This window comes from Streptomyces sp. MAR4 CNX-425 (assembly GCF_048656465.1).
Taxonomy (GTDB): domain Bacteria; phylum Actinomycetota; class Actinomycetes; order Streptomycetales; family Streptomycetaceae; genus Streptomyces.
Window position 1 is genome coordinate 718,861 of sequence record NZ_JBMDLF010000002.1, and the last position, 20,750, is coordinate 739,610.

Annotated in this window: 19 protein-coding genes; 4 read left to right on the forward strand and 15 right to left on the reverse strand. The window is 75.9% G+C overall.

Annotation, left to right across the window (positions count from 1 at the left end; all coding sequences use genetic code 11):
* Positions 1–5: 5 nt before the first annotated feature.
* Positions 6–542: a GAF domain-containing protein gene (locus ACHZ99_RS08365; protein WP_420303755.1), complete on the reverse strand. Its 537-nt coding sequence runs from the start codon at positions 540–542 to the stop codon at positions 6–8.
* 654 nt (positions 543–1,196) lie between these two features.
* Here ACHZ99_RS08365 and ACHZ99_RS08370 point away from each other — a divergent pair.
* A complete protein-coding gene (locus ACHZ99_RS08370) occupies positions 1,197–1,841 on the forward strand; it encodes a DUF4360 domain-containing protein (RefSeq protein ID WP_420303756.1) in 645 nt (214 codons plus the stop codon).
* Between the two features lie 218 nt (positions 1,842–2,059).
* Positions 2,060–2,737, forward strand: coding sequence for a DUF4360 domain-containing protein (locus ACHZ99_RS08375; RefSeq protein WP_420303757.1), 678 nt, complete (start codon positions 2,060–2,062; stop codon positions 2,735–2,737).
* 221 nt (positions 2,738–2,958) lie between these two features.
* Here the strand turns inward: ACHZ99_RS08375 and ACHZ99_RS08380 are convergent, their stop codons facing one another.
* The 5 genes from ACHZ99_RS08380 to ACHZ99_RS08400 form a co-directional block, all read right to left on the reverse strand.
* Positions 2,959–3,612 carry an endonuclease gene (locus ACHZ99_RS08380; protein WP_420303758.1) on the reverse strand — a complete coding sequence of 218 codons (654 nt, stop codon included), beginning with the start codon at positions 3,610–3,612 and terminating at the stop codon, positions 2,959–2,961.
* 28 nt (positions 3,613–3,640) lie between these two features.
* Positions 3,641–5,515 carry a transketolase gene (locus ACHZ99_RS08385; protein WP_420303759.1) on the reverse strand — a complete coding sequence of 625 codons (1,875 nt, stop codon included), beginning with the start codon at positions 5,513–5,515 and terminating at the stop codon, positions 3,641–3,643.
* Between the two features lie 189 nt (positions 5,516–5,704).
* Positions 5,705–6,913, reverse strand: coding sequence for an FUSC family protein (locus tag ACHZ99_RS08390; RefSeq protein ID WP_420303760.1), 1,209 nt, complete (start codon positions 6,911–6,913; stop codon positions 5,705–5,707).
* Positions 6,914–7,083: 170 nt separating this feature from the next.
* Positions 7,084–8,364: a cellulose-binding protein gene (locus ACHZ99_RS08395; RefSeq protein WP_420303761.1), complete on the reverse strand. Its 1,281-nt coding sequence runs from the start codon at positions 8,362–8,364 to the stop codon at positions 7,084–7,086.
* A gap of 114 nt (positions 8,365–8,478) precedes the next feature.
* Complete coding sequence (locus tag ACHZ99_RS08400; protein WP_420303762.1) at positions 8,479–9,387, reverse strand: hypothetical protein; 909 nt, start codon at positions 9,385–9,387, stop codon at positions 8,479–8,481.
* Positions 9,388–9,557: 170 nt separating this feature from the next.
* Here ACHZ99_RS08400 and ACHZ99_RS08405 point away from each other — a divergent pair, with 170 nt between their 5' ends.
* Complete coding sequence (locus ACHZ99_RS08405; RefSeq protein ID WP_420304020.1) at positions 9,558–10,103, forward strand: tellurite resistance TerB family protein; 546 nt, start codon at positions 9,558–9,560, stop codon at positions 10,101–10,103.
* Between the two features lie 63 nt (positions 10,104–10,166).
* Here the strand turns inward: ACHZ99_RS08405 and ACHZ99_RS08410 are convergent, their stop codons facing one another.
* From ACHZ99_RS08410 to ACHZ99_RS08445, 8 genes are all read right to left on the reverse strand, one after another.
* Positions 10,167–10,898, reverse strand: coding sequence for a DinB family protein (locus tag ACHZ99_RS08410; RefSeq protein WP_420303763.1), 732 nt, complete (start codon positions 10,896–10,898; stop codon positions 10,167–10,169).
* A gap of 125 nt (positions 10,899–11,023) precedes the next feature.
* Positions 11,024–12,454: a dihydrolipoyl dehydrogenase family protein gene (locus tag ACHZ99_RS08415; RefSeq protein WP_420303764.1), complete on the reverse strand. Its 1,431-nt coding sequence runs from the start codon at positions 12,452–12,454 to the stop codon at positions 11,024–11,026.
* Positions 12,455–12,512: 58 nt separating this feature from the next.
* On the reverse strand, positions 12,513–13,424 hold the full coding sequence (locus ACHZ99_RS08420) for a DUF5753 domain-containing protein (RefSeq protein ID WP_420303765.1): 912 nt from the start codon (positions 13,422–13,424) through the stop codon (positions 12,513–12,515).
* A 115-nt stretch (positions 13,425–13,539) separates the two neighbouring features.
* Positions 13,540–14,364 carry an SDR family NAD(P)-dependent oxidoreductase gene (locus ACHZ99_RS08425; protein WP_420303766.1) on the reverse strand — a complete coding sequence of 275 codons (825 nt, stop codon included), beginning with the start codon at positions 14,362–14,364 and terminating at the stop codon, positions 13,540–13,542.
* Positions 14,365–14,373: 9 nt separating this feature from the next.
* Positions 14,374–15,555, reverse strand: a complete 1,182-nt coding sequence (locus ACHZ99_RS08430) for a hypothetical protein (RefSeq protein WP_420303767.1) — start codon at positions 15,553–15,555, stop codon at positions 14,374–14,376.
* A 73-nt stretch (positions 15,556–15,628) separates the two neighbouring features.
* On the reverse strand, positions 15,629–16,315 hold the full coding sequence (locus tag ACHZ99_RS08435; RefSeq protein WP_420303768.1) for a DUF899 domain-containing protein: 687 nt from the start codon (positions 16,313–16,315) through the stop codon (positions 15,629–15,631).
* Between the two features lie 63 nt (positions 16,316–16,378).
* Positions 16,379–17,149, reverse strand: coding sequence for a class I SAM-dependent methyltransferase (locus ACHZ99_RS08440; protein ID WP_420303769.1), 771 nt, complete (start codon positions 17,147–17,149; stop codon positions 16,379–16,381).
* Positions 17,133–18,065 (reverse strand): helix-turn-helix domain-containing protein, encoded by a 933-nt coding sequence (locus tag ACHZ99_RS08445; RefSeq protein ID WP_420303770.1) that lies wholly within the window; start codon positions 18,063–18,065, stop codon positions 17,133–17,135. The genes ACHZ99_RS08440 and ACHZ99_RS08445 overlap by 17 nt, the downstream gene beginning before the upstream one ends.
* 108 nt (positions 18,066–18,173) lie before the next feature.
* On the opposite strand from ACHZ99_RS08445, the gene ACHZ99_RS08450 reads away from it, so the two are divergent.
* Positions 18,174–19,727 carry an MFS transporter gene (locus ACHZ99_RS08450; protein WP_420303771.1) on the forward strand — a complete coding sequence of 518 codons (1,554 nt, stop codon included), beginning with the start codon at positions 18,174–18,176 and terminating at the stop codon, positions 19,725–19,727.
* A 42-nt stretch (positions 19,728–19,769) separates the two neighbouring features.
* Here the strand turns inward: ACHZ99_RS08450 and ACHZ99_RS08455 are convergent, their stop codons facing one another.
* On the reverse strand, positions 19,770–20,681 hold the full coding sequence (locus ACHZ99_RS08455; RefSeq protein ID WP_420303772.1) for an NAD(P)H-binding protein: 912 nt from the start codon (positions 20,679–20,681) through the stop codon (positions 19,770–19,772).
* Positions 20,682–20,750: the final 69 nt, after the last annotated feature.

Consider the following 20,750-nt stretch of genomic DNA (forward strand, 5'->3'; position numbering starts at 1 on the left):
AACGGTCAGTCCGGGGACCGGGGGTGGGGCACGGTGCGGTGGAACAGCCGGTGGAAGTCGTCCAGCAGGGCGACGGCCACGGCGTCGGCGGCGATGGCGCACCGCTCGTACCCGGCCCCCGTGAGGCTCCCGGGCGTACGTCTGACCATGCAGACGGCGCCCAGGACGCGCCGCCGGAACCGCATCGGGAAGGCGTACACCGCGCCGGCCTCCGGCAGTTCCTCGCGGGCCCGGGCCCCGAACGCCGGCCAGCGCCGGTCGCCGCCGTGCAGATCGGGGACGACGACGGGGCGGCCGTGGGCGGAGGCGCGTACGGACGGGCCCTCCAGCAGCTCGAACTGGAGCTCCGCCACGCGCAGCGCCGTCGCGTCGGAGGCCGCGTACACCTGCCGGTACGGGGTGTGGCTGAGCAGCGAGATCGCCACCGCGTCCAGGTCCAGCTCCGCGCACAGGAGCCGGCACAGCCGGCCGGGCAGCTCGCCCGGGCCGCTGTCCGCCACGGCGTCGAACACCGACTGGCGGACGGTGAAGCGGTCGGTCATTCACTCTCACCCGATACGAGGACGACGGTGCCGGACACCGCACAAGTACCCGCGGTGCGGAACTCACGCACACCCGGCCCGCCGGTGGCGCGGACCCGTTGGGCCGGTCGGGCTTCCCGCCGGTAACTTCCGCACCGCAAGCGCGTACCGGTGGCCGGACTCCGGCAGCCGGCGCGGTGCGGCCGGAGGGGTTGTTTCCCTACTCTCGCGTATTCCGGGTGTCCACCCGCGTAGAGTTGACAGCCGGCGGCCCGACGTCAAGACGGGCGAGAACCGGTTTTCGGACTCGCGCCCCTCCAGGTGAAATTCCTCTTCACACGGGCTTTACCTGGCCCTAGCATGAGAACGCTCCCACCTCATGTGCTCCAGTGAGGTCGGGGACGCATTCGGTACGGCACCCCCACCCACAGCGTTCCGCACGAATGCTTCCCAGTCCCCGAAGCCGCTCTCCCCTTTCAGCACCCTCGCGCCCGCGGGCGCCCGGGAGTTCTTCGCCATGCCCTGCGCGACCCTCAGGAGCGGCCGTACCGTTTCGCCCCGCCTGCGGCGCATGTGCTCTTTCACGAGCCGCAATCCGGCTCTCCCGTGCCCCATTCAGGACGGCCGGCGCCGGTTTCGCCCCGGCCCGGCCCGGAGACAAAGGATAGGAGAACCATGTCCGGTAAGTTGATAGCTGGTGGAGCCCTGGCGGCCTTAGTCGCCACCACCCTCTCCGCCCAGACGGCGGCGGGCGAGGAGCCGGCCGACGGACCCGACGAGCAGATCAAGGTCGGGATCCAGACCATCAACGGCTCGGGGTGCTCGGCCGGCACGGCGGCGGTGGCGGCCAACGCCGACAGCACGGCGTTCACCGTGACCTACAGCGACTACCTGGCGGCGGCGGGGGCCGGCGCCAGCCCGCTCGACTTCCGCAAGAACTGCCAGCTCAGCCTGGTGCTGGACGTTCCCTCCGGGTTCACGTACGCGATCCAGAGCGTGGACTACCGGGGCTACGCGTACCTGGCCGACGGCGCGTCCGGGCTGGAGCAGGCGTCGTACTACCACATGGGTTCGCCGGAGACGACGACCAGCAGCCAGAGCTTCGACGGCCCGTACGACGACAACTGGCAGGTGACCGACTCCAAGGAGTGGGCCGAGCTGGTGTGGGCGCCCTGCGGCGAGCAGCGGAACTTCAACGTCAACACCGAACTCCGGGTGTACCGCGGATCCTCCGACCAGCGGGCGACGAGCCTGATGACGATGGATTCCACGGACAGCGCGGTGAGCACGAAGTACCACCTGGCCTGGAAGGAGTGCTGAAATACCGCGGGTAAGGACCTTACCCGCGGTACGCCTTCGGAGACGGCAGCGGAATTCCTGCCTGTCCCGCTATTCGCGCCGGTACGCCGCCGGTGTGTGTCTTGACGGAATCCGGCCAGCGGACCCGTTCGCCGCCCGCTCGCCAGATTCCGCCCGCATGGCCCGCTCGTGGGCATTGCCGTGCCCGGGCAGCGGTCCATCCGACCGATTGGAGAACCATGATTCCTGTCGCAGGCAGTGTCCTCGCAGCATTACTGGCCGCGACCGTCACCAGCCCCATCGCGTCGCCGTCCAACGATATCGCGACGCCGCCGTACTTCGAAGACGTACCGCCCGACCAGATGGCGATCGAGGTCCTCACCGTCAACGGCACCGGCTGTGAACCGGGCACCGCCGCCATCGCGGTCTCCGCGGACAACCAGGCCTTCACCGTCACCTACAGCGAGTACATGGCTCTGGTCGGGGTCGGCGCCACGCCGATGGACTTCCGCAAGAACTGCCAGCTCAACCTGGCCATCAAGGTGCCGGGCGGCTTCACCTACGCCATCGCCAGCGTCGACTACCGGGGGTACGGCTACCTGGAGGACGGCGCGACCGGCCTGGAGAAGGCGTCGTACTACTTCCAGGGCTCGCCCGACACGGACACGTTCACGCACAACTTCAACGGGCCGATGGACGACAACTGGACCACGACGGACGAGACCGATCTGGAATCGCTCGTCTGGGCGCCGTGCGGCGAGATCCGCAACTTCAACATCAACACGGAGCTGCGCGTCAACGCCGGCACGTCGGACCCGGAGACGACCACCAGCCTGCTGACCATGGACTCGACGGACGGAGAGATCGAGACCACGTACCACGTCGCCTGGCGGGAGTGCCTGCCCGGCGAGGACTGATCCGCGGATAGCGGGGCCCCGCCCCGCGCCGGGGGGAGCAACCCGGGGCGTCGCAGGCCCGGGTTCCCGGCGCGGGCGCGGGACCGCGGGCGCGGGCCTGCGCGGGCGGTACGGGGGCGAGTCGTCCCGCCGCGCCGCTCAGCGCAGGCCGAGCCGCATCAGGACCCGGGGGCCGACGCGCTCGTGGTGCTGCCGGATCCCCGGGGACCGGCCGTGCGCGCTCACGCGTGCGCGTGCTCCCTGACGTCGTCCGACACGCTCCGGTCGAGCGCGCAGCGCACCAGGGCCGCGGTGAACGGCGGCAGCTCCGGCTCGCCCACGAGCCGGGCGAGCCGCGCCGGGTCCTCCGGCAGGTCCACCCGGCCGGCGCCCTGGACCGCCTTGGCGTCGATGTACGGCGCGGCCTCCGGCCAGATCCCCTGGACCTCGCGCAGGAAGATGGTGGCGCCCGTGGGCCCGATTCCCGGCACCTGCCGCAGCAGAGCGCCGAGCCGGCGGACGTCGCCGTCCGCCTCCCGGCGCAGCTTGCGCAGGTCGCCGCCGTACGTGTCGAGCAGCAGCCGGGCGCCGTCGCCGAGCTGGGTGGCGGTGCGTTCGTCGTAGCGCCGGTAGCCGCCCTCGCCCAGGGCGTCGACGCGCTGCTGCCAGGTGGCGCCGGCCATCCGGCGCGCGTCGCGCAGCCCGGCGTCGGACAGCGCGCGGGCCGCGGCGACCGCGACGCTCGCCCGGATCCGGGCGCTGAGCAGCAGGGAGAGCACGAGGAGCCGGTAGAGGGGCTGGGGGGTGTCGCGCAGCCGGATGCCCGCGTCCTCGGCGTACGTGCGTCCGTAGCCGTCGAGGAGCGCGTGCACCGTGCGCCTCTCCCGCGTCGTCACGGTTCCGTCCTCCTTCCTCCGGCGGTCCTCAGGCGGTCCGGGCGCGGTCCGCCGCGACGAGGTCGCGGGCCGCCGCGGTGATCGCCGCCGCGTCGATGCCCGCCGCCGCGAGCTGCTGCGTTTCTGTCGCCGAGCCGGGCATGGTGCGTACCGCCAGCCGGGCGAGCCGCGGGACCGGGCGGCCGTCGGCGAACACCTCGGCCACCGCGTCGCCCAGGCCGCCCTCCGGGCGGTGGTCCTCGACGGTGAGCACCCGGCCGGTCTGCTCGGCCGCGGCGCGCACGGCGGCGGCGTCGACGGGCTTGACGGAGTACAGGTCGAGCACGCGCGCCCCGACGCCCGCCGCGGCCAGCAGGTCGGCGGCGGCCAGCGCCTCGTGCACGGTGGCCCCGGCCGCGGCGATCGTCACGTCGTCCCCGGCCGCGGCGCGCAGCAGCCGGCTGCCGCCGATGGGGAAGTCCTCGTCGGGCCCGTAGAGGACGGGCCGGGCGCCGCGCATCGTCCGCAGGTAGCGCACGCCGGTGAGGTCGTCGGCCGCCATGGCGGCGACCAGCCGCGCGGCCTGGTTGGCGTCGCACGGGTGCAGCACCGTGCTGCCGTGCACGGCGCGGAACATCGCCAGGTCCTCCAGGCCCATCTGCGACGGGCCGTCCTCGCCGATGGCCACGCCGGCGTGCGAGCCGACCAGGTTGAGGCTCGCCCGGCTGACGGCGGCCATGCGGACGAAGTCGTGGGCGCGGGTCAGGAACGCGGCGAAGGTCGCGGCGAACGGCGTCCAGCCGCACGCCTGCATGCCCACGGCCGCCGCGACGAGCTGCTGCTCGGCGATGTAGCACTCGAAGTACCGCTCCGGGTGCTCCTTGGCGAAGAGTTCGGTGCGCGTGGAGTCGCCGACCTCGCCGTCGAGGGCTACGACGTCCGGCCGCACCGCGCCGAGCGCCGCGAGCGCCTGCCCGTACGCGTCGCGCGTGGACACCTCGTCCCCGGCGTCGTAGAGCGGCAGCGCCGGATGGGAGGCGGACCCGCGCGGCGGGTCGGCGGCGGGCGGCGGGGCCGGCAGCTCGACGCGCACCTCGTCGCCGGTGCCGCCCAGCTCGGCGATCGCGGCGTCCGGGTCGGGCAGCGGCTTGCCGTGCATGCCCTCGCGGTTCGCGACGGCCGCGACCCCGCTGCCCTTGACGGTGCGGGCGAGCACGGCCGTCGGCCGGTCGGTCACCTCCTCGGCCGCGGTGTACGCGGCCTCCACGGCGGCGGTGTCGTGCCCGTCGACCTCGACGGTGTGCCAGCCGAAGGCCCGCGCCCGGCGCGCGTACGCGTCCAGGTCCCAGCCGTGCCGGGTGGGCCCGCGCTGGCCGAGCCGGTTGACGTCGACGATCACGGTGAGGTTGGCGAGGTGCTCGTACCCGGCGTGCTCGAACGCCTCCCAGACCGCCCCCTCGGCCAGCTCGCTGTCGCCGCACAGCACCCACACCCGGTACGGCAGGTGCGCGAGCCGCTTACCCGCCAGCGCCATGCCGACGCCGATGGCCGGCCCCTGCCCGAGCGAGCCGGTGGCCACGTCCACCCACGGCAGCATCGGCGTCGGATGGCCTTCGAGCCTGCTGCCCTCCTTCCGGAACGTCAGCAGCTCCTCGTCGTCGATGGCGCCGGCCGCCTTCAGCGCCGCGTACAGCAGCGGCGAGGCGTGCCCCTTGGACAGGACCAGGCGGTCCGCCCCGGGGTGGTCGGGCCGGTCGACGTCGTAGCGCAGGTGTCCGCCGAGCAGGACGGCCATCAGGTCGGCCGCGGACATCGACGAGGTCGGGTGGCCGGATCCGGCGGCGGCAGCGGCCCGTACGACGTCGACGCGCAGCCGGCGGCCGAGCTCGGCGGTGCGGCGCGGATCCACGGCGGCGACGGTCATGTCGGTCTCCTTCTCGTGCTGGGCGCGCCCCGGGCGGCGGGCGTACGGGCGCGGGCCCGGGGCCCGGCGGCACGCCGTCCCCGGCCGCCCGTACGCGCCGTCTCCGGGCAGGTCACAGGGGCCGGGTACCACGCCCGGGGGCGGGCTAACGGGCGATCTTCCGCACCGCCGCGCCACGCCGGGGCGGGGTCAGCGGGTGAGCCAGGCGCGGAACCGGGGCAGCCGGGGCAGGTCCTCGCGGAGGTCGCGTCCGCTGCGGTCCAGCGCCTCCAGCAGCCGCGCGGAGCGGTGCTCGGTGTCCAGCTCGTCGAGTATCCGGTTGACGTCGGCGAGCAGCGCCCCGTACAGGAACCAGTTCTCCTCGTCGCGCTCCACGCTGTCCAGCAGCAGGGCCTCCACCCGGTCGCGTACGGCACGGGCCGCGCCGAGGTCCGCCTCCAGCCGCCCGGCGGCCGTCTCGGCGTTCGCCGACACCTCGGTCGACACCAGCTGGGCGAAGCTCACCAGCGCGTCCCCGACGTAGCCGAGGAGGTCCTCCAGCGCCGCGCCGACGTCGCGGGGGAACAGCGGCTCGCCGCGCTCCCGCGCCTTCGCCAGGTCCGCCAGCGCCCGGGTGAGGGTGCGCACCACCACGGCGCAGATCTCCAGCGTGTCCAGCCCGGTGCGCAGCACCACCCGGTGCATCAGGGCCTCCCGCACCCGGGGGTTGAGCCGCAGGCTGTCCTCGGCGCGGCGCAGCGAGGCGTCGACGTCGCCGACGGAGTCGTCCAGCTCGCGCGCCGCGTGCAGCCGGTCGGTGGCCTCGGCGTGCGGCGTGACGACGGTCAGCTGCTCGGCGCTGCGCAGCAGCAGCCGGCGCATGCGGCGGGCCAGGTCCTCGATGGCCTCGCCGGCGGTCTCCACCCACACCGGCGGCGCCAGCACCAGGTTGAACGTCAGGCCCACGACGGCGCCGATGAGCGTCTCCAGGATCCGCGCCCAGGCCGTGCCCTCCACACGGGTGACGCCGAGGACGAGCATGGCGCTGATCGCGACCTCGGGCACGAACTCGTTCACGCGCACGATGCGGCCCGCGATCAGCGAGGCGAGGATGATCAGCCCGAGGCTCCACCAGCTCAGCCCGACCATGAGGCTGAACCCGCTGGCGATGAGCACCCCGACGACGACGGCGGTGACGCGCCGGACGCCCTTGGTGAGCGTGGCGTAGAAGGTCACCTGGACGACGAGGAGCGCGGTGAGCGGCGCGGTCAGCGGCCTGGCCGCGCTGCTGAGCTGGAGGGCGACGGCGTACGCGATGGTGGCGGCCATGGCGGCGCGCAGCGTCTGCCCCACCGCGGGCGCCCGGGCGCGCTCGGCGAGGCGGGCCAGGGAGGGACGGCGCCGGACGGCGTCGGCCACGTCGAACCTCAGCGCTCCTCCTCGTCACGTCGCGGCCCCGGCGACCCGGCGCGGCGGCCCGCCGCGCGCCGGTCACCCACCACAACGTCTCACAGAGAGCGCCGCAACTCCCGCGCAGAGCCACCCCCTCGGGCGGGCGTACGCCGAGGGGGTGGCGGGGCGGCGCGGGGTCAGCCGCCGGCGGTGAGGACCGGGGTCCGCCAGTCGCGCCACTCGGCGAGGTCGCCGGCCTTCCGCGGCGAGATCCGGAACACGCCGGGGGCGCTGCCCGTACCGTGCAGGAACGCCGCGATGCTCTGCTGGAGCGGCCCGCGCCACTCGGGCCGCGAGGCGCAGTGCGTGCCGTCCTGCACGTCGGACCAGTAGCTGATGTTCTGGCCGGCGCCGAGCGCCTGGTAGACCTCCGCGCCGCCGAGCGCCGCCACGCTGCCGGACGTGGCGCCGAGCCAGTCGACGTGCGGGTTCTCCATGAGGAACAGCCCGCGCGGCGCGACCATGCCGACCATTTCGTGGGTGTCCACGGGCAGCCGGGCCGGGTCGCCGGTGTAGGAGCCGAACGCGTCTCCCAGCCAGGGCTGTTCGGAGTACGCGCTGCTCAGCGGCTGTGCGCCGCTCTCCCGCGCGACGGCGCGCAGGGCGGGCGCGCCGGCGGTCCCCGACTCGATCGGCATGGTCAGCGCGATGCGCTGGTCGAACGCGCCGGCCACGAACGCGCCCTTGCCGAAGCGGGAGCAGCCGGTGACGCCGGTCGCCTCCGCCCGCAGCACGCTGCCGTCCGACTGCTCGACGACGTCGATGATCCGGCTCACGCCCCAGGCCCAGGCCATGAGGAGCCCGGTGCCGCTGGAGGAGCCGTAGACGCTGTAGAAGGCGCCCTGCTTGTTGTCGCGCGGGGTGCCCTCGCGGCCCACGGCGTACGGGTCGAAGCTGATGACGGCGGCGCCGGCGGCCTTGATGGCGGCGGTGTCCGCGCCGAAGCCGCCGAAGACGATGACGGCGGGGAACGGGCCGCTGCCGCTCGGCAGGTCGACCCCGGCCGAGAAGCCGGCGCTGCGGCCCTGGTGCGAGACGTTCACGGTGATGCGGGACGAGGAGACGTCGCCGGTGACGCTCGCCGGCTTCGCCGGCTTCTGGCCGTAGACCGTGCGCTCCGCCAGCTCCCTGATCTCGGCGCGGCGGCAGCGCCAGTCGGCGACGGTGGAGATCCGGGTGCCGTCCAGCCGGGTGAAGGGGTCGGGCAGCAGGGGGTCGCTCGGCGTGGGCTGGTCGGGTACGGGGCAGTCGGCGCCGTCGTCCTCGACCGGCGGGTCGGCCTGCGCGACGGGCTGGAAGGGTGCCGCCGCGGCGTCCGGCCGCGCGTCGAGGGTCCCGGCGAGGACCGCCGCGACGGCCACGACGGCGGCCACGGCCCAGGCGGGTGCCCGGTGCCGGCGGAGCGGGTGGAAGCGCATGGGGGGTACCTCCGGATTTCTCGGGAGCGCTCCCACACCGTAGAGAGGTGGCCTGAACACGACAACAGGGGTTTCCGGCCACTTTCGCTATGTCGAACGAAACTTTCGAACCGGTCAGCCGCCGATCACCGCGCTCGCCGGCACCCGGTCGGCCGGCACCGCGAACACCGCCACGTACGGCCGCGGATCCCGGCACGAGCCGTCGGCCGGCAGCGGCCGCAGCCGCTCCGCCGTGATCTCCAGCCGCGCCTTTTCGCCGCAGCCGCGCCCCTCGAAGGCGAACCGCCGCGCGGGGCCCGGCAGCTCCGCGTCGTAGACGCCGCCCAGCTCGCTCTCCAGCAGCCTCGCCGCCTCCTCGGGCAGCGGGCGTACGAAGTCCTCGAACTGGTCGGGCTGGCTGACCTCGGCGGCCCGCGGCCCGCGCGCCGCCGCGCCGCGGCCCTCCAGCGGCGCGTGGGCGAGCAACGTGGCCGGCCCCGGCGGGTCGGGCGAGGTGCCGCCGATGAGGGGCTCGGCGCCGACGTCCTCCTCGGGGACGGCGAAGACCGCGAGCACCTCCCACGGGCTCTCGCAGGTCTGGTACGTCGTGGTGCCGGTCAGCCGCGCGGAGTAGCCGGTGCCCTCGGCGTACGTCAGCACCGCGCCCTCCGCGCTCGTACAGCCGCTGCCCCAGGCCAGGGCGACCAGCGCCTCGGCATCCAGGTCGCGGCCGAGCAGCTTCTCCCGCAGCTCGGCGCCGACGCCGTCCTGCGGGTACCGGCCGGCGAACACCCGCACGTCCGCCGGCGAGCGCAGCACCGTGCTGACGCCCGCGAGCCCGTGCCCCTGCTCGAAGTGCACGGCATCCGCCCCGGCCACCACCGTGCCGCCGCCGTCCGGCCCGGACCCGGGCGGCCCCGGCGGCCCCGTCGAGTCGGCCACCGCCCACCACACGCTCGCCACCAGCAGCACCCCCGCGACGACCGCGGCGGCCACCGTCCACCCGCCGCGGCGCCGCCACGGCACGGTCCGGTCCCCCGTCATACGTCCCCCTTCGCCTCCCCCGTACGCCGGTTTCGACGGCGCCGCGCCCCGGCCGGTTCCCCCGGACGGGGGCCATGCGGAACCTCACCGTCCTGCGGGCGCGTTGAGAGACTGACCGGAACCGATGAGCCGGGCAGCACGCCCGCAACCCGAGGTGGCATGCAGTGTCGATGTTTGATCGGATCAAGGACCAGGCCAAGGGTCTTCAGCAGTCCCGGGGCGGCGGTGCGCGGCCCGGCGGGACGGGCTCCGGCGGCACGGGCTCCGGCGGCGGGTCCAAGGCCCAGCTGATGAGCCTGTTCAAGTCGCAGCTCAGCTCGATGAAGTCGGAGCTGAAGAGCGGCGCGTACCGCGACGCCAGCATGGCGGTCTGCGCGCTCGTGGCCGCCGCGGACGGGCACGTGCACCCCGCCGAGCGGGAGCGCATGGACTCGCTGATCGTGAGCAACGACGTGCTGCAGAACTTCCCGCCGGAGCAGCTGCGGCAGCGGTTCACCCAGCACCTCGACCGGCTCACGGTGAACTTCCAGCAGGGCAAGGCGGAGGCGATGCAGGAGATCGCCAAGGCGAAGAAGAAGCCGGCGGAGGCGCGGGCGGTGATCCAGACCGGGTTCGTGATCGCCGGCGCCGACGGCCACACCGACCCGGCCGAGCAGCAGGTGCTCCGCGAGGCGTGCACGGCGCTGGGCCTGCCGCCCTCGGAGTTCGGCCTCTGAGCCCGTACGGTACGCGGCCCGCGGGCCCCGTGCGCCCGGCCGGGCGCACGGGGCGCGCGGCGCTCAGCCGGCGGCGTTCCCGGAGCCGCCGGAGCGGGCCCGCCACAGGTCGCGCAGCAGCGCGATCTCGGCCATGTGGTGAATGAACTCCAGATTGCCCGCCCACAGCACGTCGACGTACTTCTCGTCGGGGTCGGAGGCGTACGGGTACTGCGAGAAGCCGACCGTGTCGAGCTGCTCGTCGGTGACCGTGGCGACGCCGGCGCGCCAGCGGTCGACGCTCTCCCAGAAGCGCGCCACCGCCTGCCCGGCGTCGGGCGTGAAGTCGACCAGCAGCTTCGGGTCCCGCCGCCGCTCGCCGAAGGTCCACTCCCAGCCGCCGGCGATGCCGGTGTGCAGGTGCCCCAGCCGCCAGGCGATGGTGGTGACCGGGGCCGTGTCGGGCTCCAGCGGGCCGGTGTACGCGAGCACCTCGCGGACCCGCTCGACGCTCACGTGCCAGTCCGCGGCGACCTTCTCGACGGACATGCCGCCGGCGACGTCCTCGACGACCCCGGCGTACTCGCTGTGGGGGATGTCGGGGGCGCCCCTGTCGAGCACCCACTCCCCCGGCCCGTACGCCCCGGGCGTGACCGCCTCCGCCCGGCGCCGGATCGACCAGCACCCGGGCACCGGCTCCCACCGGAACTCCTCGTCGCCGAGCCCGGAGAGCCGCAGCTCGGCGTTCTCCCGCGCCATGTCGAACTGGTCCAGCAGCAGCCGCAGCCGCCCGCTCCCCGCCCGCCCGTCGGCCATCCCCGTCTCCTCCCCCGCGCGACCGCGCGTCCCGCGGCGCCAGACGGAGGGTAGCGACCGCGGCGCGGGGCGCGCGACGGGTTTTCGCCGGTTCCGGCCGCGCGGGAGCCCGGGCGGCCGGGCGCTCAGCCGCGGTACGCCTCCAGCAGCCGCAGCCACACCTCGCTGATCGTCGGGTACGCGGGGACCGCGTGCCACAGCCGGCTCACCGGCACCTGCCCGGCGACCGCGACCGTCGCCGAGTGGATCAGCTCCCCCACCCCCGGCCCGACGAACGTGACGCCGCGCAGGATCTCCTCGTCGAGGTCGACGACCATGCGCGCCCGCCCGCGGTAGCCGTCCGCGTACAGCCCCGCGCCCGCCACCGAACCGAGCTCCACGTCCACCGCGCGCACCCGGTGGCCGGCCCGTACCGCCTCGGCCAGCGACAGCCCGACGGCCGCGGCCTCCGGGTCGGTGAAGACGACCTGCGGCACGGCGCCGTGGTCGGCGGTCGCGGCGTGCGCGCCCCACGGGGCCGGCTCCGGTAGCGGCCCGCCCCGGGCGCGGGCGGCGATCGCGGCGCCCGCGATCCGCGCCTGGTACTTGCCCTGGTGGGTGAGCAGCGCGCGGTGGTTGACGTCCCCGACCGCGTACAGCCACTCGCTGCCCTCGACCCGCAGGCTGTCGTCGACGGGCAGCCAGGAGCCGGGCGTGCGGTCCACGGTCTCCAGGCCGATGTCGTCGGTGCGCGGGGCGCGGCCGGTGGCGAAGAGGATCTCGTCGGCCTCGACCGTGTCGCCGGCGTCGGTGGTCGCGACCACGGTGCCGTTCTCGCGGGCCACGGAGGTGACGGAGGTGCCGGTACGGATCTCCGCCCCGGCCTCGGCCAGCGCCTCGGCGACCAGTTCGCCGGCGAAGGGCTCCATGCGGTCCAGCAGGCCGTCGCCGCGGACGATCAGGGTGACCCGGGAGCCGAGGGCCTGCCAGGCGGTCGCCATCTCGACGCCGACCACGCCGCCGCCGACCACGATCAGCCGGCCGGGGACGCTCGCGGCGCTGGTGGCCTCCCGGCTGGTCCACGGGGCGACGTCGGCGACCCCGGGCAGGTCGGGCAGCGAGGCGCGGCTGCCGGTGCAGACGGCGACGGCGTGGCCGGCGGTGAGGGTGCGGACCCCGCCGTCGGCGTCGGTCACGGTCACCGTGCGCGGCCCGGCGAGGCGGCCCTGCCCGCGGTAGAGGTCGGCGCCGATGCCGTCCAGCCAGCCGACCTGTCCGTCGTCCCGCCAGTGCGAGGTGTACGCGTCCCGGTGGGCGAGGACCGCGGGCACGTCGAGGTCGCCCGCCGCCAGCCCGCTCAGCCCGGGGACCCGGCGGGCGTCGGCGCGCGCGATCACCGGCCGCAGCAGGGCCTTGCTGGGCATGCACGCCCAGTACGAGCACTCCCCGCCGACCAGCTCGCTCTCGACGATCGCGGTGGACAGCCCGGCGGCGCGGGTGCGGTCGGCGACGTTCTCGCCCACCGGCCCGGCACCGAGGACGACCACGTCGTACGCGAAGGATTCCGTTTCCGTCATGGGGCCAGTGTGGCCGGTGGGTGCGCGGGGGCGGAACAGCGGGTCGGGCGGGGTGTCGTCAGCGTCCGTGCAGCAGGCGGGTCAGGAACTCCGCGGTGTCGGTGCCGGCGCTGGCGGCCGCGGCGAGGTTGTCCATGGCCAGGCGGTAGCGGTCGACCTCGCTCGGCTTGTCGATGCGGACCGTGCCGGAGAGCTGGTCGAGGCAGACCACGTCCGGCAGTTCCGGCTCGGCGAACCGCAGCAGCGTCAGCGACTGCGCCATCACCGCCGGGCCGCCCGCCGCCAGCGGCACCACGTCCAGCGTGACCGTCGGGTGGTCGACGTGCAGCCGCAGCAGGTGCGCCAGCTGGCCGTCCATCACCTCCGGGCCGCCGACGGAGCGCCGCAGCGCCGCCTCGTCCAGCAGCACCCAGCAGCGCGGCGGGTCGGCGCGGGTGAGGGCCTGCTGGCGGCGTTCGAGGAGGTGCAGGCGGCGCTCCACCGTCTGCGCCGGGTCGAGCGGGTAGCCGAGCTGCGTCACGGCACGGGCGTACGCGGGGGTCTGCAGCAGCTCCGGGATGCGCTGGGACTGGTAGGCGCGGATGACGGTGGCGGCCTCCTCCAGGCCGAGGTGGGTCTCCGCCCGGCTGGGTATCAGGTCGCTGTACTCCTGCCACCAGCTCGGCGCGTTGGCGCCGCGGGTCAGCGCCGCGTACTCGTCCAGCTCGTCCTCGTCCACGACACCGTAGTAGTCCAGCAGCGCCGCGACGTCGTGGTCCTTGCAGCCGCCCTGGCCCAGCTCCAGCCGGCAGAGCTTGGCGACGGAGGCGCCGATCTCCCGGGCGGCCTCCTGCAGTTGGACGTTGCGTTCGCGGCGGAGCCGGCGCAGCCGGGAGCCGAGGACGGACCTGCAGACGGGCCGGCCGCCGCGCTCGTGGTCGCCGCCGGGCCGGTTCTCCGGCCCGTACGCTGCCGGCATCGGCACCGCCATCGGTCCTCCGCGGGTGAGGGGCGCTCGCTGACAAGACTGACGCTACCCGGCGTAGAGTAACCCGCCGCGGGCGGCGGAACCGCGCCTTGGCCCGAACTTTACGGCCCGCGCGCGCCTACACGCCGGGGGCCGCCCCGCCGCCCCCGCCATCGCCCGCGCCGTCGCCCGACATGCCGCGGGACATCGCGAGATGGCTCGCCAGCAGCCCGCCGTCCACCGGGAGGGCCACGCCGGTGATCCACGCCGCGTCGCGCGAGGCGAGGAACGCGACCGCCGCCGCGACGTCGTCCGGCTCGCCGACGCGGCCCAGCGGGTAGTGCTCGACGACCCGGGCCAGGACCTCGGGCCGGCCCTCCCAGACCGCGGTGCGGACGGTGCCGGGCTCGACGAGGTTCACGCGCACGCCGCGCGCCGCGCTCTCCACGGCCAGGGTGCGGGTGAGGGAGACGAGCGCGGCCTTGGCGGCGCTGTAGGCGTGCTCGCCGTAGTGGCGTTCGGCGTTGACCGAGCCGATGTTGACGATCGCGGCCCGCCCCGGCGCCCCGGCCAGCAGCGGCAGCGCCGCGCGGGCACAGCGCGCCGCGCCGTGCAGGGTGACCTCGAAGTCCTCGTACCAGGCCGGCTCCTGCCCGTCCTCGAAGCGGGGCGGGTCGAGGTGGACGGAGTAGGCGTTGTTGACGAGCACGTGCAGCCCGCCGAAGGACTCCGCGGCGTACGCGACCGCCGCCCGGACCGCCGCGCCGTCCGTCACGTCGCACGCCCGCGCCGCGGCCGTACCGCCGGCCGCGCGGACGGCGGCGGCGGCGCGCTCGGCGCGGCCGCCGTCCCGGTCGGTGACGAGGACGCGGGCGCCCTCCGCGGCGAACCGCCGCGCGACCGCTTCCCCGATGCCCTGCCCGGCGCCCGTGACCAGCACCGCGTACCCGTCGAATCGCGTCATCGGGCCAGGTTAGCCGGGTGCACCGGCGGCGTTCCGCCACGGCCCGGGGTCCTTGCCGAGGGCCACGAAGACCTCGCCCTGGTGCGCCATCGCGCCGTCGGCGCGGGGCCCGAACGTCAGGTGCCAGCGGACGCCGCCGCGCTCGTCCGTGGCGAACGTGCCGCGGACGTGGGCGCGTTCGACGGCCAGCGCCTCGTAGGGGGGCGGCCGCCCGTCGTCCCCGCGGAGGTGCGGATAGAAGAAGTCCTCCAGGAACAGCAGCCGTTCGCCGGTGCGGAGGAGGTAGCCCGTCCGGTACGAACCCGGGGGGTGCGGCAGCGTCAGGGTGGACCAGCGCAGGTGCTCGACGGTCTCGGCGGGGCGCAGCCGGGCGATGACGTACGGGGCGAACTCCTGGGCCCGGGAGTGCGCGTGGCTGTGGCCGGCGTCGGTCAGGGCCCCGTCGAGGAGGAGGGGTATCCGGCCGTGCGCGCGGGCGGCGGCCGCGCCTTCGGCGTCGCCGTCGTCCTCCAGCAGCTGAGCGAGGAGCGCGGAGACGCCGTGGCGTTCGAACACGGGGGTGGGGTGGGCGAGGGCGGTGCGGCAGAGGCGGACGGCGGCGGCGCGGGCGTCGGCCTCGGTGGCGTAGCCGAGCGCGCGGAGGCGGGCGCGGGAGCCGGGCGCGGGGGTGCGGACGGGCCGGGGCTGGTCGCGGTCGTACGGGGTGTCGGGGTAGCGGTCGTGGCGCGGGTTGCCGCGGGCGTCGTCGATCATTTCGGCGAGCTCGCGGGCGGCCTCGCCCGGCAGGCCGCCGGCTCCGTCGCCGTTGCCCTCGCCGTCGTCGACGACGGTCCGGAAGTCGCGCTGGGCGTCGGCGAGCAGGCCCCGCTCGCGGTGGCCGCGGGCGCGGCCGAGCACCGCGCGGAGCGCGGCGGCGCGCGCGGCGGCCAGCTCCGCGGTGAGGCCGGCGCGGGTCTCGGCGGGGGCGTGGCGGTGCAGCTCGCGCAGGGCGCGGTGGATCCCGGCGGTGGCCGTGACGCGGACGTCGACGCCGGTGAGGAGGTGGCCGCGGTCGAGGAGCCGGCGGTGCTGCCGCAGCGCCGCGCGGTAGTCGCGCAGCGCCTCCCGGTGGTCGCCCTCCCCCTCCCGCCGCCGGGCCCGCGCCAGCGCCCCGCGCACCCGGGACTCCCGCATCCGCACGAACAGAAGCACGGCCCGACCCTAGCGGGGCGGCCCCGGCCGGCGGCAGGCCGCGGTCGCCCTCCGGCCGGAGCCGGCCGGGGCCCTACGCGTCCTCGCCGTAGAGGCGGGCGACATCCTTCGAGTCGAGCCACCCGCTGTACGCCGGCGACTTCGGCCAGCCCTCCGGCGAGTCCTGCCACTCCTCCTGGCGGCCGTACGGCAGCACGTCGACCAGCGGGAACGTGTAGCTCAGCTGCTCGGCCCCGCGGCCGTTGGTGTGCCAGGTGCGGTAGACGGTGCCGCCGTCGCGCAGGAAGACGTTGAAGCCGAACCCGCCGCCGGGCGGGGCGTCGACGTCGGCGCCGAAGGGGCTGTTCGCGGTGGAGTACCAGGTCATCTTGTTGCCGACGCGCTTCTTGTACGCGAGCGCCTCGTCGATCGGGCCCTGCGTCACGATGACGAACCGCGCGTCGTAGGGGTCGAGGAAGCCCAGCCGGGTGTACTGGGTGGTGAGGCTCGTGCAGCCCCCGCACTGCCACTCCTTGCCCTCGAACCACATGTGGTTGTAGACGATCAGCTGCGACTTGCCGTCGAAGATGTCGACGAGACGGACGGGCCCCTCCTCACCCTCCAGGGTGTAGTCGGGCATCTCGACCATCGGCAGCCGGCGCCGCTGCGCGGCGACGGCGTCCAGCTCCCGGGTCGCGGCCTTCTCCCGGACGCGCAGTTCATCCAGTTCGCGCCGCCACGTCTCGGCGTCGACGACGGGCGGCAGTGCCTTGGCGGTCATGGTGGTCCTCCGGCGTTCGGGGATTGCCTTTCCCTACGGATAGACCACCCGGCCCCGCGAAACTCATCGGTGGGCGCGGTGGCACTCGGTCACGTACGGCATCTCACCCGGTCGCTCCGCGGCGAGCAGCGCGCGGACCCGGTCCAGCAGGCGGGCGCGGACGGCGGGCGCCAGCGTGATCACGTAGCTGCGGGACGCGACCATGTCCGCGATCTCCGCGGCGGACACCGGGTGCCGCCAGCGGAAGTCGCGCCGCTCGACCGGCCCGAAGGGCGCGCCGACGCGGTCGGTCTGGCGGTCCTCGGCGGGCGCCGCGGCGTACTCGCGCAGGATGCGGCCCAGCTCGGCGACCCAGGGCACCGACTCGTCGCGGCTGTTCCACACCAGGGCCAGCCGCCCGCCGGGCCGCAGCACCCGGGCGGCCTCCGGCACGGCCCGGGCGGGGTCCACCCAGTGCCACGCCTGGGCGCTGACGACGGTGTCCGCGCTCGCGTCGGGCAGGGGGACCGCCTCGGCGGTGCCCGCCAGGACCCTCGTCCCGGGGAGCACGCGGGCGAACTGCTCGCGCATGCCGGCGGAGGGCTCCACGGCGACGACCTCCCGGCCGGGGGCGGCCAGCGCGCGGGTCAGCTTGCCGGTGCCGGCGCCGACGTCGACCACCGTGCGGGCGCCGGCGGGCACCAGCCAGGCCACCGCCTCGGGCGGGTAGGGCGGGCGGCCGCGCTCGTAGGCGGCGGCCGCCGCGCCGAAGGAGGCCGCCTGGCGGCTCTTCTCCCCGCCCTGCCCGTGCGCCTCCGGCCGTTCCCGGCCGTCGCGCCTACCCTGCCCGTGCACCGAGGTCACCCGGGGCGGCGGAGGCATCGGGGGCGGCGGGGGCGTCGGCGGCGGCGGGCCGGGCGGGCGCCGACTGCCACGGGGCGGCCAGCAGCCGGAGCGCGTCCGCCGCGGCGGAGTCGCGGGGCGTGTAGACCTCCAGCCGGTGATCGGGGCTGTCGGGCTGGAGCCAGACCTGGTAGTCGACGTCGAGCGCGCCGACGGTGGGGTGCCGCAGGTCCATGGCGCCGACGGTGCAGTCGGCGACGTCGCCCGTGGCCCACAGGGCGGCGAAGTCGGCGCTGCGCATGGCGAGTTCACCGATCAGCTCGGCGAGGCGGGCGTCGGCCGGGTAGCGGCCGGCGGTCAGCCGCAGGTAGGCGACGTGGATGCGGGCCAGCTCCGCCCAGTTGGCGTGCTGGTCCCGCACGAGCGGGTCGAGGAAGAACATCCGGGGGACGGACGGGCGGTGCGCGGGGTCGCGGGGCGCGTCGAAGCCGACGTGCTCGGCGACGAGCGCGTGCCCGGTGCGGTTCCAGGCCAGCACGTCGCCGCGGCGGCCGAGCACGACGGCCGGCGTGGTCTCGGCCAGCGACGCCAGCAGCGCCAGCACCCGGGGGTGCGGCTCCTCGGGGGCGGGGCGGGTCAGCCGCGGCGCGGCCGGGCGGCGGGCGAGGTTGTGCAGGTGGGCCGACTCGGCCGGGTCCAGCCGCAGCACCCGGGCGAGGGCGTCGAGCACCTGCCGGGAGGCGGTGCCGGCCTGCCCCTGCTCCAGCCGCGTGTAGTAGCCGGCGCTCACCCCGGCGAGCTGCGCCAGTTCCTCGCGGCGCAGGCCCGGCACGCGGCGGACGGCGCCGTAGGTGCCGAGTCCGGCGGCGGCGGGCGTGACCCGGTCGCGGCGGGTCTTCAGGTACGCCCCGAGGCTCTCCGGTTCCATGGCTCCGAGGCTACGCGGGCGTGAGCGGTCGCGGGCCCGCCCCGGGTATCCCCGCGGGGTGTACCCACGGCGCGGGGATGGCTGCCGGGCCCGCCGCGGAGCACCGTCGTGGCCATGGACGTACGACCTGCCTCTTCTCCCCCCGGCCCCGCCGCTCCCCCCGCCCCCGGGCGGCGGGCCTGGCTCGGGCTGCTCGTGGTGCTCGGCCCGGTGCTGCTGGTCGCGATGGACGGCTCGGTGCTGTTCCTGGCGACGGCCCGGATCACCGCGGACCTGTCGCCGTCCGCGGACCAGGCGCTGTGGATCCTCGACGGCTACGGCTTCGCGGTCGGCTCGCTGCTCATCGCCTTCGGCAACATCGGCGACCGCTACGGCAGGCTCCGGCTGCTGATGATCGGGGCGGCGCTCTTCGGCGCCGCGTCCGCGGGCGCGGCGTTCGCGCCGTCGGCGGAGCTGCTGATCGCCTTCCGGGTGCTCATGGGCGTGGCCGGCGCCACGCTGCTGCCGTCGGCGCTCGCGGTGCTGAGCGAGCTGTTCACCGACGCCCGGCAGCGGGCGCAGGCCATCGGGATCTTCGCGGCGGCCTTCGCCGCGGGCTTCGCGCTCGGCCCGGTCGTCGGCGGGCAGCTGCTCGCGCACTTCTGGTGGGGCTCGGTGTTCCTGATCAACCTGCCGGTGGTCGCGCTGTTCCTGCTGCTGGCGCCGCGGCTGCTGCGCAAGGTACGCACCGGGGGGCCGGGCCGTGTCGACGCGCGGAGCGTCGCGCTGTCCGCCGCGGGCATCCTGCTGGCGGTCTACGGGATCAAGCACACGGCGGCGGAGGGCCCGGCGGCCGTCCCGCTCGCCGCGGCCGGCGCGGGCGTCGTCCTGCTCCGGTGGTTCGTACGCCGCCAGCTGCGGCTGCCGCACCCGCTGGTCGACCTGCGCCTCTTCCGCGACCGGGTGTTCGCGATCGCGGCCGTCACCGGGCTGCTGCCGCTGGCGGCCTGGTCGGCGGTGGCCTACCTCGGCGGCGTCTACCTCCAGTCCGTACGCGGGCTCGACGCCTTCGACGCGGCCCTCGTCACCCTCCCCGGCGCCGTCGTGCTCACCGTCACCACCGTCGTCGCGCCCGCGGTGGTGGCGCGCCGCGGCACCCGGGCCGCGCTGCTCGCCTCCCACTTCCTCGTCGCCGGGGGCCTGCTGCTGATCCTGCCCACGGGGGTCTCGGGCGGCACCGGCTGGTACGTCGCGTCCACCGCCGTCGCCGGCGTCGGCTACGGCATCTCGTTCAGCGTCGTCGCCGAGACCGCCGTCGGCGCGGTGCCGCCGGAGCGCGCCGGCGCGGCCGGGGCGATCGCCGAGACGAGCAACGAGCTGGGCAACGCCCTCGGCATCGCGCTGCTCGGCTCGCTCGCGGCGCTGGTCTTCCGGTTGCAGGGCCCGGACCTGGCCGGCACGCTCACCGAGACGCTGCGGGTGCCGGGGATCACGGCGGCGGCCGCCGGGGACGCGGAGTCCGCGTTCGTCACCGGGCTGCACGCCGCCGCGCTCGTCGCGGCGCTGCTGCACGCGGCGCTGGGGGCCGTCTCGCTGCGGTACCTGCCGCGGGCCGGGGGCCGTGCCGGGCCGAAGGCGGGCGCCGGGGCGGAGGCCGGGGGCGAGGCGGAGGCGGTGCAGTGACGCGGCGGCGCGGGCGGCGCGGCCGGGCCCGGGGGCATGCGGTCAGGCGGCGGCGCCGCTCCCCGCCCCGTCGCGCACCGCCTCGTCGACCAGCGGCCGCAGGTGGGCGTACGCCCAGGCGGCGAGCGTGGTGGGCGTCGTGGTGACCACGTCGCGCGGCTGCTCGGGGACCAGGTCCCGGGTGCCCGCGGCCATGCCGACGACGCTCTCCACGGCGCCCGGCGGCAGCCCCGCCCCGGCCAGCGCGGCGCGTACGTCGTCGTCGCCGACGGCCCGCACCCGCACCGGGCGGCCCAGCGCCCCGGTGAGGATCTCCGCGACCCGCGCGAAGCTCAGGTCCTCGGGCCCGTGCACGCCCTGCACCACGCGCCCGTGCCAGTCCCCGGCGAGCAGCCGCGCGGCGACGACGTCGCCGACGTCGCGCGGGTCGACCCACGCCAGGGGGCGCTCGGGGCGGAACTGCGTGGGCAGCACGCCGCCGGCCAGGTCGTCCAGGGACATGGCGAGGTTGCTGAAGAAGTAGCCGCAGCGCAGGTGCAGGGTGTCGGCGCCGGTGGCGTCGAGGCTCTCCTCGATCCGGCCCAGCGCGTCGATGTGCCCGGCGCCGCGGCGCAGCTCGGCCCCGACGCTGCTGAGCAGGACGACCCGCGCGACGTCGCCGGCGCGGGCGGCCTCGACGAGGCCCGCCGCGGTCCGCTCGGAGTCCGCGACCGGGTCGGCCCCGATGGGCGGGGTCGGGTCGGCCCAGAAGACGGTCCGGGCCCCGGCCGTCGCCTCGCGGACGAACGCGGCGTCGGTCAGGTCGCCGCGCCGTACGTCGACGAGTTCGCGGGTCGCCGGGTCCAGCCGGGCGGGGTCGCGGGCGAGCACCCGGGGGCGTACGCCGGCCTGCAACAGCAGGCGGACGGCGCGGGATCCGACGCGGCCGGTGGGGGTGGTGACGACGATGGTCATGGGCAGTGCCTCTCGGTCGGCGGCTTCCCGTCACCGTAGCCGCAAATGAGGACAGTTCCCGGCCTCCTT